This is a genomic window from Aeromonas sp. s11, from assembly GCF_040907945.1.
GTDB classification, from domain to species: Bacteria; Pseudomonadota; Gammaproteobacteria; order Enterobacterales; family Aeromonadaceae; genus Aeromonas; species Aeromonas veronii.
Map to the genome: position 1 here is coordinate 63,254 of NZ_JBFOCU010000056.1, position 17,850 is coordinate 81,103.

Below are 17,850 nucleotides of genomic sequence, written 5' to 3' on the forward strand. Positions count from 1 at the left end.
GCTGATAAGAACCGCTTGCGAAGCCGGTCACGGTAATGACAGGGAAAATCACCTCTACTTCGTCATATGAAGCTACATGGAGAGGTGAGGATGTCGCTGTTTGATGAGATGCGGGTACAGGATTTGTGTGCACGGTTGCTCGATAGCCAGAACGGAAAGGGCTGCTCCCTTGAGAGTCGGCATGGTAGGGAGCTGAAGGAGCTGTTGCAGGCAGTGGCCGGGATCAAGCCGGTTGGCCGAGGTGCTCATTATGCGTTGACCGACGCGGGACGGACTTATTTGCTCGGGCAGCTGGCGTTGGTGGCGCCCCCCGAACAGGACAAGGGTGAGCAACTGCAACGTCTGGGAGTGAGTTTGCCTGCACGGCTCAATCAGGCCTGCTTTTATGCCCTCTGGCATGGGGACAGCAAGCATCCGCGATCAGCATCCCTTACAGCGCCACAGCTTGCGAACTTGGCGTTCACGCAGGATGAGGTGATCCGCATCCGTACCCTCGAGCCGCTCTCGCTGGTCGATCTGCACGGTCAGCAGCACGATATGACGGCAATGATGGCGCTGCTGGGGGAGTTGGCGTTGCCGGAGCGGACTCTGGGCACGCTGGCGGCCATCGGCTGGCAAGGGGAGCGGGTCATTACGGTGGAGAACAAGGGTGCCTTTGTCGACTACCCGCTGCAACCCGGGCAACTGCTGCTCTTTGCTCCCGGTCGCAATACCACCCTGGCCAAACAGCTGATCCCGCTGCTGCCTGCGGGCGTGCATTGGGCCCATTTTGGCGACCTCGATCAACGGGGTATCGATATTGCCATCGAGCTGGCGCGTGAGCTAACTCGACCGGCCATGCTCTGGCTTCCCTGTGAGCTGCAACCTTATCTGGATCACTATGCCCGCCCTGTTCGCACCTTTGCAACGGGCAGTGGCAAGGTGCCCTGGCGTGTGACGATGCAGGCTGATCAGGTTGATGGTCATGGCGCGTCGGCAGGCGTTCCCTGGCTTGAGAAACTGATCACAGACGGGACTTGGCTGGAGCAGGAGGTATTGATTCTGGCCCCTCACTGGCGGAGCTGGTCATTGGAAGAGATGGGCAATCAGGTGTGAAACGGGGTGCCCGCGCTCCCCGTCATTTCGTGGTCAGCTGCTTACTTGGCGTTGATGGGCCCCTTGGTGCCGGCATCATTATCGACCCAGCCGTCTTCACCCTTGATGCGGCGATCACCCTGAATGGTGTAGATGACCATGCCATCCTTGAACACCAGCGCGCCATCGGATTTCTTGGCATTGACCTTCTTGTCGTTGACCCACACCTGATCCTTGCCATCGATGCGGATATTGGCCACGGTGGCGCCGGTTTGGGGGAAGGTGGCGATCCAGTTGCCCGTATAGGGGCTGCCGCTGGTTGCCGCGGCCGGAGCATTGCCAACAACGGCAGCCGCGTTCTCAGCCTTGGTTTTTTTGATATCGCAGCCATTGAGCTCGCTCACCTGAGTGCAACCCGAGCGCTCCAGCTTCTGCTCATAGCTCAGATTCAGACCGCCCTCCGCGGCCGGGGCGGCCGCGCCAAATCCCGCCTTGGCATTTTCCGCTTTGGTTTTGTGAATGTCACAGCCCTGCGCCTCGGTAACCTGGGTACAACCGGATCGCTCCAGTTGCTCGGCATATTTGGCACTGATGGCGTGGGCAGGGGTGATACCGAGCAGGGTCAGGGTGATGAGCAGAGCAGCATTCCTGGACATAGATAATCCCTCAAAGATGTAAGTCATGCAGGTTCATCCGCGCAGTTGCGGCAGTGAACGTCGGCCTATCCTGAGCATCCGAGACAGATGCGCAGCTGGCGTATTCACGTTAGCACCTTGGGCCAACCGCGCCCAGCGATGTGGCCGGAAGATAAGGCGAGAGGTGATACGGGAGTGCAGGGGAGGCGAGATGGCCGAGACATTTCTGCAGAAGAGGTCGTAACAAAAGATCAAGTCGCTGCACGGCATTATCATAATGATAACGAAAGCCCCGCTGATATCATTTCAGCCCCTGAAACTGACCTTTGATGATAATTCTCACCGATGCCGAGATATCGCCTCTGATTATTATCACCCGGTTATTTTATGGCTTGGCTGATCCGCCCACCTTTTTATTGAATAAACCGCTTAAATAGCTGCTGATTTTGTGGGTGGCATCACACACTTTCACCATTTATTAATATCTGCCTGCATTTTATTGGTTTGGCACGCTTATTGATTGCCTCATATCGACGCTAACCGACGCGCTCACCCACAACCGGGATGCTGGTGACATCGTGAGTGAAAGGGGAGCTATCCATATCTCATCCAATGATTGGGGCGAACGATGAAAGCAGTTAACGAATTAATCAAAGAGATCAGAGCACTCAAATCCAACCTGCATGAAAAAGATTTTCTGCTGACCTGGGAGCAAACGCCTCAGGAGCTGGAGCTGGTATTGAAACTGGCCGAATCACTCAAGACCCTGCGCGCCGAAAATATCTGCACCAAATTGTTTAACAGCGGGCTCGGTATCTCGGTTTTCCGCGATAACTCCACCCGAACCCGCTTCTCTTACGCCTCTGCCCTGAACCTGCTCGGTCTGGCCCAGCAGGATCTGGATGAGGGCAAATCCCAGATCGCCCATGGCGAAACCGTCCGTGAAACCGCCAACATGATCTCGTTTTGCGCCGATGCCATCGGGATCCGTGACGACATGTTCCTCGGTGCTGGCAACGCCTATATGCGCGAAGTGGGCGCCGCCCTGGATGAAGGGTTCGAGAAGGGGGTGCTGCCCCAGCGTCCGGCACTGGTCAACCTGCAGTGCGACATTGATCACCCGACCCAGTCGATGGCTGATCTCGCCTGGTTGCAGGAGCACTTCGGCAGCCTGGAGAGCCTCAAGGGCAAGAAGATTGCCATGACCTGGGCCTACTCCCCCAGCTACGGTAAGCCGCTCTCCGTGCCCCAGGGCATCATCGGCTTGATGACCCGTTTCGGTATGGACGTGACCCTGGCCCATCCGGAAGGGTATGACCTGATCCCGGACGTGATCGAAGTGGCCAAAGAGAACGCCAAGGCCTCCGGCGGCAGCTTCCGCCAGGTCACCTCCATGGAAGAGGCGTTCAAGGACGCAGATATCGTCTATCCCAAGTCCTGGGCCCCCTACAAGGTGATGGAGCAGCGCACCGAGTTGCTGCGTGCCAATGACCACGCCGGCCTCAAAGATCTGGAGAAACACTGCCTTGAGCAGAACGCCAAGCACAAGGATTGGCACTGCACCGAGGAGATGATGAAGCTCACCAAGGGGGGCGAAGCGCTCTATATGCACTGTCTGCCGGCCGATATTTCCGGTGTCTCCTGCAAAGAGGGCGAAGTAACCGAAGGGGTATTCGAGAAATACCGTATCGCCACTTACAAAGAGGCGAGCTGGAAGCCCTATATTATCGCCGCCATGATCATGGCCCGTAAATTCTCCGCCCCGGCAGAAACCCTGGAAAATCTGATTAAAGAGGCGCAAAAACGGGTGAAATAAATAACGGCAGGGCAGGGTGAATATTCATCCTGCTCACACTGTTGAATTCATTATTTCGAGTTTTCTCCCCGTGGTATCTGAATAACGGATCTCCCGGCGAGGCAGCTCTTTGTCAGGTAACGCCTAGTGAGGTAAGCATGTCCCAATTTTCTTTGAAGATGGATATTGCCGATAACCGCTTTTTTACCGCCGAGCCATCTCCGCTGTTTTCTCGTGTTGAAGCACAAAAGGCTCGCGCTTTTCATAAAAAACTGGCCGGTTATGAGCCGACCCCATTGTGCGACCTGAAAGATCTGGCCGCCTATATCGGGGTAAAAAATATATTGGTCAAGGACGAGTCAAAGCGCTTTGGTCTCAATGCCTTCAAGATGCTGGGTGGCGTCTACGCCATTGCCAACCTGCTCTGTGAAAAATACGGGGTGGCCATCGAGGATTTCTCCTTCGATCTCATCAAACGCACCATCAAGGAGCCGATGACCTTCGCCACCACCACAGATGGCAACCACGGTCGTGGCGTTGCCTGGGCCGCCAAGCAGGTGGGCCAGCATGCGGTGGTCTATATGCCCAAGGGCTCCGCCCAGGAGCGGGTTGACCACATCCTCAACCTAGGTGCCGAGTGCATCGTCACCGACATGAACTACGACGACACTGTGCGCCTGACCATGAAGATGGCCGAAGAGCGCGGTTGGCACATAGTGCAGGACACCGCCTGGGAGGGTTACACCAAGATCCCGACCTGGATCATGCAGGGTTACTCCACTCTGGCCGACGAAGCGGTCGAGCAGATGCAGGATATGGGCATCAAGCAGCCGACCCACGTGCTGCTGCAAGCCGGGGTCGGGGCGCTGGCGGGCGGGGTGCTCGGCTACCTGGTGGACTGCTTCGGGGCGAAAAACCTGCACAGTATCGTGGTCGAACCGGATCAGGCCGACTGCATCTACCGCTCCGGCGTGGCGGGGGAGATGGTCAACGTGGGTGGCGATATGCGCACCATCATGGCCGGTCTTGCCTGCGGTGAACCCAACCCCCTCGGCTGGCCGCTGCTAAGAAGCTGCACCACCCAGTTCATCTCCTGTCACGACAAGGTGTCGGCGCTGGGCATGCGGGTGCTGGGCAACCCCCTTGGCAATGACCCCCGCATCATCTCCGGCGAATCCGGCTCGGTCGGCACCGGCGTGTTGGCGGCGGTGCGTCACCACCCGGATCGCGCGGCGCTGATGGAACGTCTCGGGCTGGATAGCAACTCGGTCGTGCTCATCATCAACACCGAAGGGGACACCGATGTGACCCACTACCGGGAAGTGGTGTGGGAAGGCAAACATCCTGCCTGCGATTAACCCCAGCTGTGACTAATCCCTGCGAGAGCAGAGACACGAATTGAAGAACTGATCGCGCCTCGCCAACGGGGCGCGGTAACGGGCACAGGGCGCTGCCGACGAACAGGCCGCGCACTCTCAGTTGTTATGGAGAATCACAATGAGCAAGCAAATTCCGTTTGAAATGGTGTTGGAGAAGGCCTACCAGTACAAGGCCGAGATGAGTCAGTTCCTGCGCGACATGATCGCCATCCCGAGCGAGAGCTGCGATGAAGAGCGCGTCGTGCTGCGCATCAAGCAGGAGATGGAGAAGGTTGGCTTTGACAAGGTCGAGATCGACCCTATGGGCAACGTGCTGGGCTATATCGGCCACGGCCCGCACCTGATCGCCATGGATGCCCACATCGATACCGTGGGCGTGGGCAACATGGCCAACTGGAAGTTCGACCCCTATGAGGGGATGGAAGATCACGAGATCATCGGTGGCCGCGGCGCATCTGACCAAGAAGGCGGCATGGCCTCCATGGTCTATGCGGGCAAGATTATCAAGGATCTGGGGCTGGAAGATCAGTACACCCTGCTGGTGACCGGTACCGTGCAGGAGGAGGATTGCGACGGCCTCTGCTGGCAGTACATTATCGAGCAGAGCAAGATCCGCCCCGAGTTTGTGGTCAGTACCGAGCCCACCGACTGCCAGATCTACCGTGGCCAGCGTGGCCGCATGGAGATCCGCATCGATGTGCAGGGGGTCAGCTGCCACGGCTCCGCGCCGGAGCGCGGTGACAACGCCATCTTCAAGATGGGCCCGATCCTTGGCGAATTGCAGGCGCTCAGCCACAACCTCGGCAATGACGACTTCCTCGGCAAGGGTACCCTGACCGTCTCCGAGATCTTCTTCACTTCGCCAAGCCGCTGCGCTGTCGCCGACAGCTGCGCCGTCTCCATCGACCGCCGCCTCACCTGGGGCGAGACCTGGCAAGGGGCGCTCGACGAGATCCGCGCGCTGCCTGCGGTGCAAGCCGCCGGTGCCGAGGTCTCCATGTATCAGTACGACCGTCCGGCCTACACCGGTCTGGTCTACCCGACCGAGTGCTACTTCCCGACCTGGAAGGTGGAAGAGGATCACATCACCGTCAAAACCCTCTCCAAGGCTTATCGCGAGCTGTTCAACAAGGAGCCGGTGGTGGACAAGTGGACCTTCTCGACCAACGGTGTCTCCATCATGGGTCGCCACGGCATTCCGGTCATCGGTTTTGGCCCGGGTAAAGAGCCGGAAGCCCACGCCCCGAACGAGAAGACCTGGAAAGAGCATCTGGTCAAGTGCGCCGCCATGTACGCCGTGATCCCCATGCTCTATCTGGCCGAGCTGGACAAGTAAGGGGGCTGCCGGGTGGTGACTGCCATCGCCGCCCGGCTGTCGCAAGTGTGGCAAGTGCCCCGTCTGTGTTGAGGCGGGGTTTTGCTGTTTGAAGTGATGTTCGAGGTGGTGGGGATGAAACGGCTGATCAAAAACGGTGTGTTGGTCGATGTGCAGGGTGAATATCGTCAGGATTTGCTGAGCGAAAACGGGGTGATCCGCGCCCGTGCCGCCGATATCCAGCCCGATGGCGAAACCGAGTTGATCGATGCCAGCGGCTGCTATGTGATGCCGGGCGGCATCGACGTCCACACCCACTTCAACATCGATGTGGGGATTGCCCGCAGTTGCGATGGCTTCTTCAGCGGTACCCGTGCCGCCGCCTGTGGTGGCACCACCACCATCATCGACCACATGGGATTTGGCCCGGCGGGGTGCAATCTGCATCACCAGCTGGCTCGCTATCACGATTACGCTGCCGATCAGGCGGTGATCGACTACAGCTTTCACGGCGTGATCCAGCATGTGGATGACGCCATCCTTAATGAGATGGCCGCCATGGTGCAGGAGGAGGGGATCAGCAGCTTCAAGCTCTATCTCACCTACCAGTACAAGCTGGGGGACCATGACGTGCTGCGTGCCTTGGCCCGCCTCAAAGAGGTGGGGGCGCTCGCCACCGTCCATCCCGAGAATGATGCCGCCATCACGGCGCGCCGGGCGGCCCTGCTGGCCGCGGGTCACCATGAGCCCTGGTATCACCCGCAAAGCCGCCCGCTGGAGTGCGAAGCCGAGGCCATCGCCCGGATGATCAATCTGGCGGGGCTGGCGGGCAATGTCCCGCTCTATATCGTCCACCTCTCTAACGGACTGGGGCTGGAGTATCTGAAATTGGCGCGCCGTCAGGGCCAGCCAGTCTGGGTGGAGACCTGCCCGCAATATCTGCTGCTTGATGACAGCTGTTACTACCGGGAGAACGGGGTCGACTATCTGCTCAGCCCGCCGCTGCGCTCGCGCCGCGAGCAGGACAAGCTGTGGGTGGGCATCGCTGCGGGTGACATCGACACGGTGGCGACCGATCACTGCAATTTCTCCCACGCCCAGCGCATGACCCTCTCGGGCGGCGATTTCAGCCGCTGCCCCAACGGCTTGCCGGGCGTCGAGAACCGGATGCTGCTGCTGTTTGCCCACGGGGTGTTGGGCGGGCGCATCTCGCCGTCCCGCTTCGTGGCCCTCACCAGCGCCAACCCGGCGCGCCTGTTTGGCCTCTGGCCGCGCAAGGGCAATCTTCAACCGGGGGCCGACGCCGATCTGGTGCTGATGGATCCCCGTGGCAAGACCCTGATCCGCCATGCCGCGCTGCATGACAACGGCGACTACAGCCCCTACGAGGGGATGCGCTGCCCCGGCCAGATCAGGATGACCCTGAGTCGCGGCGAGATAGTCGCTCGCGATGGCGAGTTTCTGGGGCGGCGTGGTCATGGCCGCTTTCTGGCCAGGGCACCCTTTGATCCGCTGCTGGGCGAAGCGGCCCGAGAACAGCAATTAGCACAGTGATAGACAGAACAACCGAGCCGGTATGACGCCGGCCCACCCTTATCATCGGAGAGCACAAGATGAAACAGCGAATCGTACTGGCCCTTGGTGGCAATGCGCTGGGCAACAACCTGCCCGAGCAGATGAAGGCGGTGCAGAGCACGGCGCACACCATCGCCGACCTGATCGCCCAGGGGCACGAGGTGGTGGTGACCCACGGCAACGGGCCGCAGGTGGGGATGATCCAGCAGGCGTTCGAAGTGGCGGCCCGCCACGAGCCAAAATCCCCCCATCTGCCCATGTCGGTCTGTGTGGCCTTGAGTCAGGGCTATATCGGTTATGACCTGCAAAATGCCCTGCGTGAAGCCCTGCTGGAACGCGGCATCCACAAGCCGGTCGCCACGCTGGTGACGCAAGTGGAGGTGGATAAAAATGATCCCGCCTTCCTTGACCCGAGCAAGCCCATCGGCGGCTTCTTCAGCAAGGAGGAGGCCGAGGCGCTGATAGCCAAGGGCGAGCGGCTCAAAGAGGATGCCGGTCGTGGCTATCGCCGGGTAGTGGCATCCCCCAAACCCGTCGACATCATCGAGAAGGAGACAGTCTCCGCCATGCTGGCCGCCGGTCAGGTGGTGATCACCGTCGGTGGCGGCGGCATTCCGGTGCTGCGCGAAGGCAATCACCTGCGTGGTGCCAGTGCGGTGATCGACAAGGATTGGGCCAGTGCCAAGCTGGCGGAGCTTATCGACGCCGATATGCTGATCATCCTTACCGCGGTAGAGAAAGTGGCCATCAACTTCGGCAAGCCCGATGTGCAGTGGCTCGATCAGCTGAGCGTGGAGGATGCTCAGTGCTTTATCGAGCAGGGGCAGTTTGCCAAGGGCTCCATGCTGCCCAAGGTGGAGGCGGCGCTCTCGTTTGCCACATCTATGCCGGGACGTAAATCTCTGATCACCTTGCTGGAGAAGGCCGCCGATGGCATTGCCGGCAAGACGGGAACCCTTATCAGCCGCTAGGCGTTCCAGCTCGGGTTGAGTGTGATTGCGGGGGCCGTCGGCCCCCTTGTTCATTTTGGGGCAGTCATGGTCAGCGGACGATGAGCGGCGTAAGATGGCCGCCTTCAAGCGCGGGCAAGACGCCGAGAGCAGATCCGGCGAATGAGTGACAAGAGGTGAGTAACAAGTAAATGAGCGGAAAGATCAATATGGCGGCGTTGGTGGGATTGATCCTGCTCACCGCCATCTGGAGTTACAGCTGGATCGTGATGAAGCAGGTGATGCTCTACGCGGGGGCGTTCGAGTTCACCGCCCTGCGCTGCCTGTGCGGATCTCTGGTTCTGCTGCTGGTATTGGCCCTGCGCGGGCGCCGTTATCTCAAACCCACCCCGTTTCGCTATACCCTCGCCATCGCCCTGTTCCAGACCTGCGGCATGGTGGGGTTGGCCCAGTGGGCGCTGATCAGCGGCGGGGCGGGCAAGGTGGCTATTCTGAGCTACACCATGCCGTTCTGGGTGGTGATTTTCGCGGCGCTCTTTCTCGGCGAGCGGATGCGCAAGCTCCACTATCTGGCAGTCGGGGTGGCCGCCTGCGGTCTGCTGCTGGTGATCGAGCCCTGGCAGCTGCATCTCGATTCCATGAAGAGTGCGCTGCTGGGGATTGCCTCCGGCATCTGCTGGGGGATCAGCGCCATCATCGCCAAGCGGATGTATGCCCGCCATCCCGCGGTGGATCTGATGTCCCTCACCACCTGGCAGATGATCTACGCCACCATGGTGATGGCAGTGGTGGCGGCTCTGGTGCCGGAGCGACCCATCGACTGGCAGCCCTATGTGTTTGGCGCGCTCGCCTACAGCGCCATCTTCGCCACGGCACTGGCCTGGAGCCTCTGGCTGTTCGTGCTGAAAAAGCTGCCGGCCGGGATCGCCAGCCTCAGCACCCTGGCGGTGCCGGTGACCGGTGTGCTGCTCTCTTGGTGGCTGCTCGGCGAAAATCCGGGGCCGGTGGAGGGGAGCGGCATCGCCCTTATCGTACTGGCGTTGTTGGTGATTAGCCGCAAGGGCAAGCGCTCCGTGGTATCGGTGGCGGGGGAGACCCGCATCAAGCACGGTTGAGCCGATTGCCAGCGAAGAGATAAAAAGGGCCCGCCATCATGGCGGGCCCTTCTGGTTTTAAGAACACTCTCTTATCTGCGCTGGGCCAGATGCATCATGGCTTCCAGCACGGCGCCGCCGATGGCGCGAGCCTTGTCAGAGACGGTGGTGGCATCGGCGCGCTCGCCACGCGGGTCGATATCGCCAATCTTGAAGCCGACTGGCACCTCGATGCCATCACTGAGCAGCCCCCGTACCATGCCGGAGAGGGGCGCGATAATGGGGGCATCCCCTACATGGGCAATCACATCCCCCTCCTGCACCAGATCACCGAGCTTGATAATGCTCTTCATCACCCCGGCGACGGGGGCTCGCACCACCCGGCGTGCGGAGTGCCCCTCGATCACCCCGGGAATGCCGGTGTTGGGCTGGGCGGGGCCCTGATAGATAACCCGCCCCAGATGGTGACCACGGTTGGTCTCAATGACCGCATCGCAGTCGCGCCCCGCCTCAAAGCCCGGGCCGAGGGCTACCGTAATGGGGGCCATCTCCTTGTGGGTGCCGAGATTCTGCTTGGCGAGGATGGCATCCACCAGATAGCGGGGCTTGAGCTCGGCGAGGGTGGCGCAGTCGGGGTCAACCAGCAGCGGAATGATGCCCCGATCCAGCTGCTCGAACGCTTGCTCAACGCTCTCGACCCGCTTGGCGCGCACACCCTCGACGCTGGTTTCGCCATCGAACATCCCTTGAGCGAAGGCGACGGAGCGGCGGATCACCGTGGGCTTGTCGAGATCCAGCATCACTACCTTGAAACCGGCATTGTGCAGTCGCAGTGCCACCCCCGTCGCGATATCGCCTGAGCCACGCATCACCACCAGCTGATCCCGCTTGAGGCGCACATCGTCCTGCATCAGCCCACCCGCTTTGCCGTTTTTCACCTGCAGCAGTTCGGCGAGGATGCTGATGGCGATCTCCTCGGGGGTCTCGGCTCCGATGTTGTAACCGATGGGGGCGTGCAGCTGCTGCAGTTGCTCCTGGCTCACCCCTTGCTGGCGCAGCGCCTGGGTGAAGGTCTGCACCTTGCGCTTGCTGGCGAGCAGCCCCAGATAGGCGAGGGGATAGCTGATGAGCCGATCCAGCGCCTCCTTGTCCTGATGGTTGGTGGCGATGATGACGAAGTTGGCGTGCTCGATGGCCAGTTTCTCGATCACCGCGCTGATTGTATCGGCCTGCACCAGATGGGTACCAGCTGGGAAGAGGTCAGGGTTGAGGCTCCCCTCGAAGCAATCCCCTACATGGACATCAAAGCCGAGCGGCGCCGCAGCATGGGCCACAGCCCGGTTGACGTGACCGGCACCAATGAGCACCAGCCGTGGTCGCAGACCATAGACATCGATATAGACCGACATGGCACCACCGCAATCCGACCCGACTGCATGCTCACCGTTGCGTGCCATCCGGCCGTGGAAGATGCGCGGCTTGCGCTCGACAATGGCAGCCATCGCTTCCTCGATCACCAGCCGCTCGATCATGCCGCCGCCGATGGTACCGAGGATCTGGCCATCGGCCATCACCAGCATCTGGGCCTGATGGCGCGGGGTGGAGCCCCGGCTCTCGATGATCTGGGCCATGGCAAACGGCGTGTTCTCCTGTTCCAGTCGGGCTGCGTGTGCAAACAGATTCATAAGGTACCTCTTTTCATCCTTAAAACGTCAGGGGTGAGGCTAAAGCGCCTCCCCGTGCGGAGCTGTGCAGATCAGGTGGCGGATGGGGGGTGATTCGCGCACGGCCCCCTGCCAGATGGCGTGGATCTCGGGGTGGCGGCTCTGCAGCTTTATCAATTCCGCCAGCCATGACGCCTCATTTTGATAATCGCCATTGATAAACCAGATCCGGCGCGCCCCGGGCGGGGTGCCCTTGAACACCCCCTCGGGGTGGGAGAGCAGCCTGTCAAACAGTGCCCAGTCAAGTGGCTCACCCGCCGCAATCCCGCACAGGGCCTGCAATTCAGCCCAGCGGTGGATCTGCGCCGGTTCGGCATTGGCTCCCACCATGGCGCCGCCCAGCAGGGCGATCACCCAGTCACTCTGGTGTGGAATGCAAGGTTCGTGCAAAGCGGGCACTTTCAATAACTTGTGATGGGCGCCATCCGCTTCGACCAGGATGAGATCGAAGCGCTGCTGTCCTTTGAGCAGGTCGATTTGGCGCAGATCAGGCCCTGCAACCTTGCCGGTGCGCTCGTCGAGATGGCTGAACAGGGCAACCAGGGTCGGGCCATCCGGCAGAGCCTGACAGCGGGTAAGTTGACGAACGGGATCCGTCTCGATAATCAATTCCCGATAGTGTGACGGTGCTGGCAGAAACATCCGGGTGGTGGTGGTAATTAGCACCCTTTTACCCTGTTTATAAAAATATTCCGCCAGCCAGAACAGGGTGCTGGTTTTTCCGCCGGCGCCGCAGAGGCTAATTAAGGTAGTATGGCTATCAATATTTTGGGTGAGCGAGTTTAATAGCGGTTCTATATCTGGAAATGCGACAGCAACAACGTGTGGTAGCGACATAATGACGACCAAAATAAATATCGAAGGGAGTGGAAAACAACGTTGCCAGGAACAAGTGCAGTGTGACTGTATAATAACGGCGGCGGGTTTATCTTCCCGAATGGGTACCTGGAAAATGATGCTACCTTATTGCCAGGGGACAATGCTTGATGCAAGTCTCAAAAATGCCTTGGCCTTTTGTCAGCGGGTTATTCTGGTGGTGGGCCATCGTGGCGAGGAGCTTGAAGCCCGCTACGGATCACGGCCGGATATTGTTGTCGTCCACAACCCAGACTATCGGCAGGGACTGGGTAGCTCCATCCGCTGCGCCCTGGCGGCCAGTGACGCTGACTACCTCTTTATCAGCCACGGGGATCTCCCCTGTATCCCGCGCGAGGTCTATCAACAGCTCTGGCAGGCACGGGGCTGTGAGGCTCTTTTCCCTACCTGGCAGGGGGAGGCGGGCCATCCGGTGTTGCTGCCAAAATCCCTTGCCCGCGAGTTGGCAGCGGCCCCGGTGCAGTCGTCGGTACGGCGCTGGTTGCAAGGGCATCCGCACCGTATGGTGCCAGTTGACAGCCCCGCTATCCTGTTTGATGTGGATACCCCGGAGCGCTATCAGGCGCTGCTGGATGGCATTCTTGAAAATGAGAGTTAGCCCACGAAATAACCCTGTTTTAAAAAGATAATGGGGAGATGAATGGCGTATCAAAGTGATATTTCTCGCACTTGATCTGATAGAGTGAGTTCTTTTTGAATTGCTCATTAAGTAAATTCCAGAGTAATTGATAACTACTCGCAATACCCATAATGGTGGCATCGTAAATTCTCATCATTAATTGGAGCTGTCTCACGCTTTCACCCTAAAAAATAGTTTTGTAACTGTAGTGGCCTGATTGTTGCTCTTCTCCTTGCAAAGGGATAATGCCCGTGCGGGATATCCCATTTATTCATGCTGCCAATGGGCAGAACAGCTGCAAGGAGATAACCATGGGCGATATTATGCGACCCGTTCCGTTCAAGAACCTGCTGACCCGTATTTTCGCGGAATATAAAGAGAGTCAGAGCATTTTCGGTATTCCCGCCGCGCAATTCTATCGCAAGCAGGACGAGCGCAAGATCAAGGTGTTCGGTGAAACCTGCGAGACCCCCATTGGCCCGGCAGCTGGCCCCCATACCCAGTTGGCCCAGAACATCGTCACTTCCTGGCTGACCGGCGGGCGCTTTATCGAGCTCAAGACGGTGCAGATCCTGGACCGTCTCGAACTGGAAAAGCCCTGTATCGATGCCGAGGATGAGTGCTTCAACACAGAGTGGTCCACCGAGTTCACTCTGCCCAAGGCATTTGACGAGTATCTGAAAGCCTGGTTTGCCCTCTACCTGCTGGAAGAGGTGTTCGACCCGCGGCTCGACGGAGAGGCCAAGTCCTTCATCTTCAATATGAGTGTGGGTTACAACCTCGATGGCATCAAACAGCCACCGATGCAGCAGTTTATCCACAGTCTGATGGATGCCAGCAGCACTCCGAAATTTGCCGAGTACCAGCAGGTGCTGCGCGAGCTGGTGGCCGACGAGCAGTTTATCGCCGAGCTGGGACTGGGGGCGCGCCGCGATCGCCTGCAACAGCTGGTGGATCGTATCCCGGCCAATCTGGTTCACGGCGTCACCCTCTCCACCATGCACGGCTGCCCGCCGAACGAAATTGAGGCCATCTGCCGCTACATGCTGGAAGAGAAGGGGCTCAACACCTTCGTCAAATTGAACCCGACCCTGCTGGGCTACCCGCGGGTGCGCGAGATCCTCGATACCTGTGGCTTTGATTACATTGGTCTGAGCGAAGAGTCGTTCGATCACGACCTCAAGCTGGATCAGGCCAAGGCGATGCTGACCCGTTTGATGGCGCTGGGGGCCGAGAAGGGGCTCACCTTCGGGGTCAAGCTCACCAACACCCTTGGCACCATCAACCGCAAGGGGGCGCTGCCCGGCGATGAGATGTATATGTCCGGCCGCGCGCTGTTCCCCCTCTCCATCAACGTGGCTGCCGTGCTGTCCCGCGCCTTCGATGGCAAGCTGCCCATCTCCTACTCCGGTGGTGCCAGCAAGTTCAACATCGCGGAGATCTTCGAGACCGGTATTCGTCCCATCACCATGGCCACCGACCTGCTCAAACCGGGTGGCTACCTGCGCCAGATTGAGTGTCTCAAAGAGATCGACGCCTCTGACAGCTGGGGCATGAGTCAGGTGGATGTGGCCAAGCTGGAGGCGCTGGCCGCCAAGGCGCTCACCATGGATTATACCCAGAAGGAGTGGAAGTCCGAGGATCGCATCGAAGTGGGCGGCGGTCTGCCGCTGACTGACTGCTACGTGGCGCCCTGCGTCACCGCCTGCGCCGTGCACCAGGATATCCCCGAGTACATTCGCCTGATGGGCGAGGGGGAGTATGTGGCGGCCCTTGAGCTGATTTATCAGCGCAACGCCTTGCCCGCCATCACCGGCCATATCTGCGATCACCAGTGCCAGTACAACTGCACCCGTCTCGATTACGACAGCGCGCTCAATATCCGTGAGCTGAAAAAAGTGGCGCTGGAGCGCGGCTGGGAAGGGTACAAGGCCCGCTGGCACAAACCGGCAGGCAGTGGTGACAAGCACCCGGTTGCGGTGATTGGCGCCGGTCCTGCCGGTCTCTCCGCCGGTTACTTCCTGGCCCGTGCCGGTCACCCGGTCACCGTGTTCGAGCGCGAAGCGGATGCCGGTGGCGTGGTCAAGCACATCATCCCCGAGTTCCGCATCCCAGCGGAGCTTATCCAGCATGACATCGACTTTGTCGCCGCTCACGGGGTCAAGTTCGAGTTTGGCTGCGATCCGGCGCTCACCGTCGACAAGCTGCACGCCCAGGGCTTTACCTATGTCTTCGTCGGCATCGGCGCCGACAAGAATGGCGGCATGCGCCTCGAGGGGGGTCACGAGCGGATTTACAAATCCTTCCACTTCCTGCGCAGCTTCAATCAGGGCAAACCGCTGCCGCTGGGCCGCCATGTGGCGGTGATCGGCGCCGGTAACACCGCCATGGACTGCGCCCGCGCCGCCCTCAAGGTGCCCGGTGTCAGCGATGTGACCGTGATCTACCGTCGCAGCGAAAAAGAGATGCCCGCCTATCGCGAGGAGGTTCTGGAAGCGGTAGAGGATGGGGTACGTTTCTGCTTCCTCACCAATCCGGAGCGCTTTGACAAAGATGGCAAGCTCACCGTGCGGATGATGGCGCTGGGGGATCCTGACGAGCAGGGCCGCCGCCGTCCTGTGCCCACCGAGCAGACCGAAGTGATGCAGATGGATGCGCTGATCACCGCCATCGGCGAGCAGCCTGATTGCGAAGTATTGAAAGCGATGGGCATTCCTCTTGGCAGCGATGGCTGGCCCGAGGTGGATAGCCAGACTGGCGAAACCAGCCGTCGCAACGTCTTCCTCATCGGTGACGTGCAGAGTGGCCCGTCCTCCATCGTCGGTGCCATCGGTGGTGCCCGCCGCGCCGCGGATCTGGTGCTCTCTCGCGAGCATATCGCCAGCCAGCAGAGTGAAGTGACCATCCAGCCGTCGGGCAAGGATGAGATCTACCGCCGCAAGGGGAGCATCGCCGTCACCATGGTCGACAAGAACGAGCGTGATGCCTTCGTGGCGCAAGAGGCGCACCGTTGCCTCGAGTGCAACTACCTCTGCAGCAAGTGCGTGGATGTCTGCCCCAACCGGGCCAACGTCGCCATCGCGGTGCCGGGCTTCAAAGACCAGTTCCAGACCTTGCACCTGGATGCCTACTGCAACGAATGTGGCAACTGCGCCCAGTTCTGCCCGTGGCAGGGCAAGCCCTATCAGGACAAGGTCACCATCTTCAGCCTGCCCGAGGACTTCGACAACAGCCGCAACCCCGGTTTCTATCTGGCGGATGGTGGCGAACTGCGGGTGCGTCAGGGCGGCGAGACCTATCGCCTGACCATCGACGCCCAGAGCCGGATCAAGGATGCGCCAGCGGCCCTTGGCGACATGTGCCGCATCATCAGCCATGTCCATGCCCATCACCACTACCTGCTGGGGGCCGTCGAGGCCTGAGCGAATAACGAATAAGCGAAGGAGCAAACCATGTTTATTCTGAAGAACGTCACCGCCGTCCAGCTGGAGCCGACCCGGGTGCTGGAAGGGGTGGATATTGCCATCGAAGGCACCCTTATCAAAGCGGTGGGGCCCAATCTGCGTGCCCTCTACCCGGAGGCCAACTATCGGGAGATGGGGGGCAAGCTGGTGATGCCGGGCATCGTCTGTGCCCATAACCACTTCTACTCCGGCCTGTCGCGGGGGATCATGGCCAACATCGCCCCCTGCCCGGATTTTATCTCCACCCTGAAAAACCTCTGGTGGCGGCTGGATCGGGCGCTCGATGAAGAGTCCCTCTACTACAGCGGCCTTATCTGCTCACTGGAGGCGATCAAGAGCGGTTGCAGCGCGGTGATCGACCACCACGCTTCGCCCAACTTCATCAAGGGCTCCCTGAACGTGTTGCGCAAAGGGTTTATGGAGGCGGGCCTGCGCGGCATGACCTGCTTCGAGACCACGGATCGCAACGGCGGCCTCGCCGAACTGCAGGCCGGGGTGGAGGAGAACATCCTGTTCGCCCAAGCCATCGATGCCGCCAAGGCCAAGGGGAACGAACCCTATCTGGTGGAAGCTCATATCGGCGCCCACGCCCCCTTTACGGTACCGGACGAGGGGCTGGCCATGCTGCGCGAAGCGGTGCAGGTCACCGGTCGCGGCCTGCATATCCATGTGGCGGAAGACCGTTACGACATGGCTCACGGCCACCACCACTATGGCAAGGAGCCCATCGCCCGGTTGGACGAGTTTGGCCTTATCGACAGCAAGTCGCTTGTCGCCCACGGCATCTACCTGAGCCCGGCCGACATTGAGCTGCTCAACAGCCGCGATGCCTTCCTGGTGCACAACGCCCGCTCCAACATGAACAACCACGTGGGCTACAACATGCACCTGCCGGAGTATCGCAATCTGGCGCTTGGCACCGATGGTATCGGCTCCGACATGCTCGAAGAGCTCAAGTTCGCCTACTTCAAACACAAGGATGCCGGCGGCGCCCTGTGGCCCGACAGCTTTGCCCGCTTCCTCTGGAACGGCAACACCCTGCTGGAGCGCAACTTCGGTGCCAAATTTGGCCGCCTGGAGCCGGGCTACAAGGCCGACCTCACCATTTGCGACTACGACGCACCGACCCCGCTGGCGCCGCGCAACCTCGGCGGCCATCTCGCCTTTGGTATGGGATCGAACAGCGTCAACAGCGTGATGGTGGAGGGGCGCATGGTCTATCAGGATCGCGAGTTCGCCTTTGACGTCGCGCCCATTTACGAGCAGGCCAGCAAGGTGGCGAGCCGCCTGTGGCAACGGATGGATCAGCTGGCCTAAGGCCACCTTCCACAGTTTTGGACCGGATTGCCC

The 17,850-nt window shown here is 60.1% G+C and carries 13 protein-coding genes; 10 read left to right on the top strand and 3 right to left on the bottom strand.

Going from position 1 to position 17,850, the window contains the following annotated elements; genetic code table 11:
* Nucleotides 1-90 precede the first annotated feature (90 nt).
* Complete coding sequence (locus AB5Y84_RS15750; RefSeq protein WP_368177328.1) at nt 91-1,095, top strand: Wadjet anti-phage system protein JetD domain-containing protein; 1,005 nt, start codon at nt 91-93, stop codon at nt 1,093-1,095.
* Nucleotides 1,096-1,136: 41 nt separating this feature from the next.
* On the opposite strand, the gene AB5Y84_RS15755 is transcribed toward AB5Y84_RS15750, so the two are convergent.
* Nucleotides 1,137-1,730 (bottom strand): hypothetical protein, encoded by a 594-nt coding sequence (locus AB5Y84_RS15755; protein ID WP_368177329.1) that lies wholly within the window; start codon nt 1,728-1,730, stop codon nt 1,137-1,139.
* 607 nt (nt 1,731-2,337) lie between these two features.
* Here AB5Y84_RS15755 and ygeW point away from each other — a divergent pair.
* The 6 genes from ygeW (at nt 2,338) to AB5Y84_RS15785 (ending at nt 9,838) form a co-directional block, all read left to right on the top strand.
* Complete coding sequence (ygeW, locus tag AB5Y84_RS15760; RefSeq protein ID WP_043820254.1) at nt 2,338-3,525, top strand: knotted carbamoyltransferase YgeW; 1,188 nt, start codon at nt 2,338-2,340, stop codon at nt 3,523-3,525.
* A 137-nt stretch (nt 3,526-3,662) separates the two neighbouring features.
* The gene (gene dpaL / locus AB5Y84_RS15765) at nt 3,663-4,862 is read left to right on the top strand and encodes a diaminopropionate ammonia-lyase (RefSeq protein ID WP_368177330.1); all 1,200 of its coding nucleotides are present in this window, start codon (nt 3,663-3,665) and stop codon (nt 4,860-4,862) included.
* Nucleotides 4,863-5,001: 139 nt separating this feature from the next.
* Nucleotides 5,002-6,219: a YgeY family selenium metabolism-linked hydrolase gene (locus tag AB5Y84_RS15770; RefSeq protein ID WP_368177331.1), complete on the top strand. Its 1,218-nt coding sequence runs from the start codon at nt 5,002-5,004 to the stop codon at nt 6,217-6,219.
* Nucleotides 6,220-6,333: 114 nt separating this feature from the next.
* On the top strand, nt 6,334-7,752 hold the full coding sequence (gene hydA, locus AB5Y84_RS15775) for a dihydropyrimidinase (RefSeq protein WP_368177404.1): 1,419 nt from the start codon (nt 6,334-6,336) through the stop codon (nt 7,750-7,752).
* Nucleotides 7,753-7,811: 59 nt separating this feature from the next.
* Complete coding sequence (arcC, locus tag AB5Y84_RS15780; RefSeq protein ID WP_368177332.1) at nt 7,812-8,744, top strand: carbamate kinase; 933 nt, start codon at nt 7,812-7,814, stop codon at nt 8,742-8,744.
* Between the two features lie 170 nt (nt 8,745-8,914).
* Entirely contained in the window at nt 8,915-9,838 is a 924-nt protein-coding gene (locus tag AB5Y84_RS15785; RefSeq protein WP_368177333.1) for a DMT family transporter, read from the top strand.
* 71 nt (nt 9,839-9,909) lie between these two features.
* Here AB5Y84_RS15785 and yqeB read toward each other — a convergent pair whose 3' ends face one another.
* Both yqeB and yqeC read right to left on the bottom strand, forming a co-directional pair.
* Nucleotides 9,910-11,502 (bottom strand): selenium-dependent molybdenum cofactor biosynthesis protein YqeB, encoded by a 1,593-nt coding sequence (gene yqeB, locus AB5Y84_RS15790; RefSeq protein WP_368177334.1) that lies wholly within the window; start codon nt 11,500-11,502, stop codon nt 9,910-9,912.
* Between the two features lie 39 nt (nt 11,503-11,541).
* Nucleotides 11,542-12,378 carry a selenium cofactor biosynthesis protein YqeC gene (gene yqeC / locus AB5Y84_RS15795; protein ID WP_368177335.1) on the bottom strand — a complete coding sequence of 279 codons (837 nt, stop codon included), beginning with the start codon at nt 12,376-12,378 and terminating at the stop codon, nt 11,542-11,544.
* Between the two features lies 1 nt (nt 12,379).
* On the opposite strand from yqeC, the gene mocA reads away from it, so the two are divergent.
* The 3 genes from mocA to ssnA all read left to right on the top strand — a co-directional run bounded on the left by mocA (nt 12,380) and on the right by ssnA (nt 17,817).
* Complete coding sequence (mocA, locus tag AB5Y84_RS15800; RefSeq protein ID WP_368177336.1) at nt 12,380-13,015, top strand: molybdenum cofactor cytidylyltransferase; 636 nt, start codon at nt 12,380-12,382, stop codon at nt 13,013-13,015.
* Nucleotides 13,016-13,347: 332 nt separating this feature from the next.
* A complete protein-coding gene (ygfK, locus tag AB5Y84_RS15805; RefSeq protein WP_368177337.1) occupies nt 13,348-16,458 on the top strand; it encodes a putative selenate reductase subunit YgfK in 3,111 nt (1,036 codons plus the stop codon).
* A 30-nt stretch (nt 16,459-16,488) separates the two neighbouring features.
* Complete coding sequence (gene ssnA, locus AB5Y84_RS15810; RefSeq protein WP_236271391.1) at nt 16,489-17,817, top strand: putative aminohydrolase SsnA; 1,329 nt, start codon at nt 16,489-16,491, stop codon at nt 17,815-17,817.
* Nucleotides 17,818-17,850: the final 33 nt, after the last annotated feature.

Excerpts from the sequence above, each read along its gene's own strand:
- AB5Y84_RS15750 (WP_368177328.1), top strand. The coding sequence starts at position 91 with ATGTCGCTGTTTGATGAGATGCGGGTACAGGATTTGTGTGCACGGTTG.
- AB5Y84_RS15755 (WP_368177329.1), bottom strand. The coding sequence starts at position 1,730 with ATGTCCAGGAATGCTGCTCTGCTCATCACCCTGACCCTGCTCGGTATC.
- ygeW (WP_043820254.1), top strand. The coding sequence starts at position 2,338 with ATGAAAGCAGTTAACGAATTAATCAAAGAGATCAGAGCACTCAAATCC.
- dpaL (WP_368177330.1), top strand. The coding sequence starts at position 3,663 with ATGTCCCAATTTTCTTTGAAGATGGATATTGCCGATAACCGCTTTTTT.
- AB5Y84_RS15770 (WP_368177331.1), top strand. The coding sequence starts at position 5,002 with ATGAGCAAGCAAATTCCGTTTGAAATGGTGTTGGAGAAGGCCTACCAG.
- hydA (WP_368177404.1), top strand. The coding sequence starts at position 6,334 with ATGAAACGGCTGATCAAAAACGGTGTGTTGGTCGATGTGCAGGGTGAA.
- arcC (WP_368177332.1), top strand. The coding sequence starts at position 7,812 with ATGAAACAGCGAATCGTACTGGCCCTTGGTGGCAATGCGCTGGGCAAC.
- AB5Y84_RS15785 (WP_368177333.1), top strand. The coding sequence starts at position 8,915 with ATGAGCGGAAAGATCAATATGGCGGCGTTGGTGGGATTGATCCTGCTC.
- yqeB (WP_368177334.1), bottom strand. The coding sequence starts at position 11,502 with ATGAATCTGTTTGCACACGCAGCCCGACTGGAACAGGAGAACACGCCG.
- yqeC (WP_368177335.1), bottom strand. The coding sequence starts at position 12,378 with ATGTCGCTACCACACGTTGTTGCTGTCGCATTTCCAGATATAGAACCG.
- mocA (WP_368177336.1), top strand. The coding sequence starts at position 12,380 with ATGACGACCAAAATAAATATCGAAGGGAGTGGAAAACAACGTTGCCAG.
- ygfK (WP_368177337.1), top strand. The coding sequence starts at position 13,348 with ATGGGCGATATTATGCGACCCGTTCCGTTCAAGAACCTGCTGACCCGT.
- ssnA (WP_236271391.1), top strand. The coding sequence starts at position 16,489 with ATGTTTATTCTGAAGAACGTCACCGCCGTCCAGCTGGAGCCGACCCGG.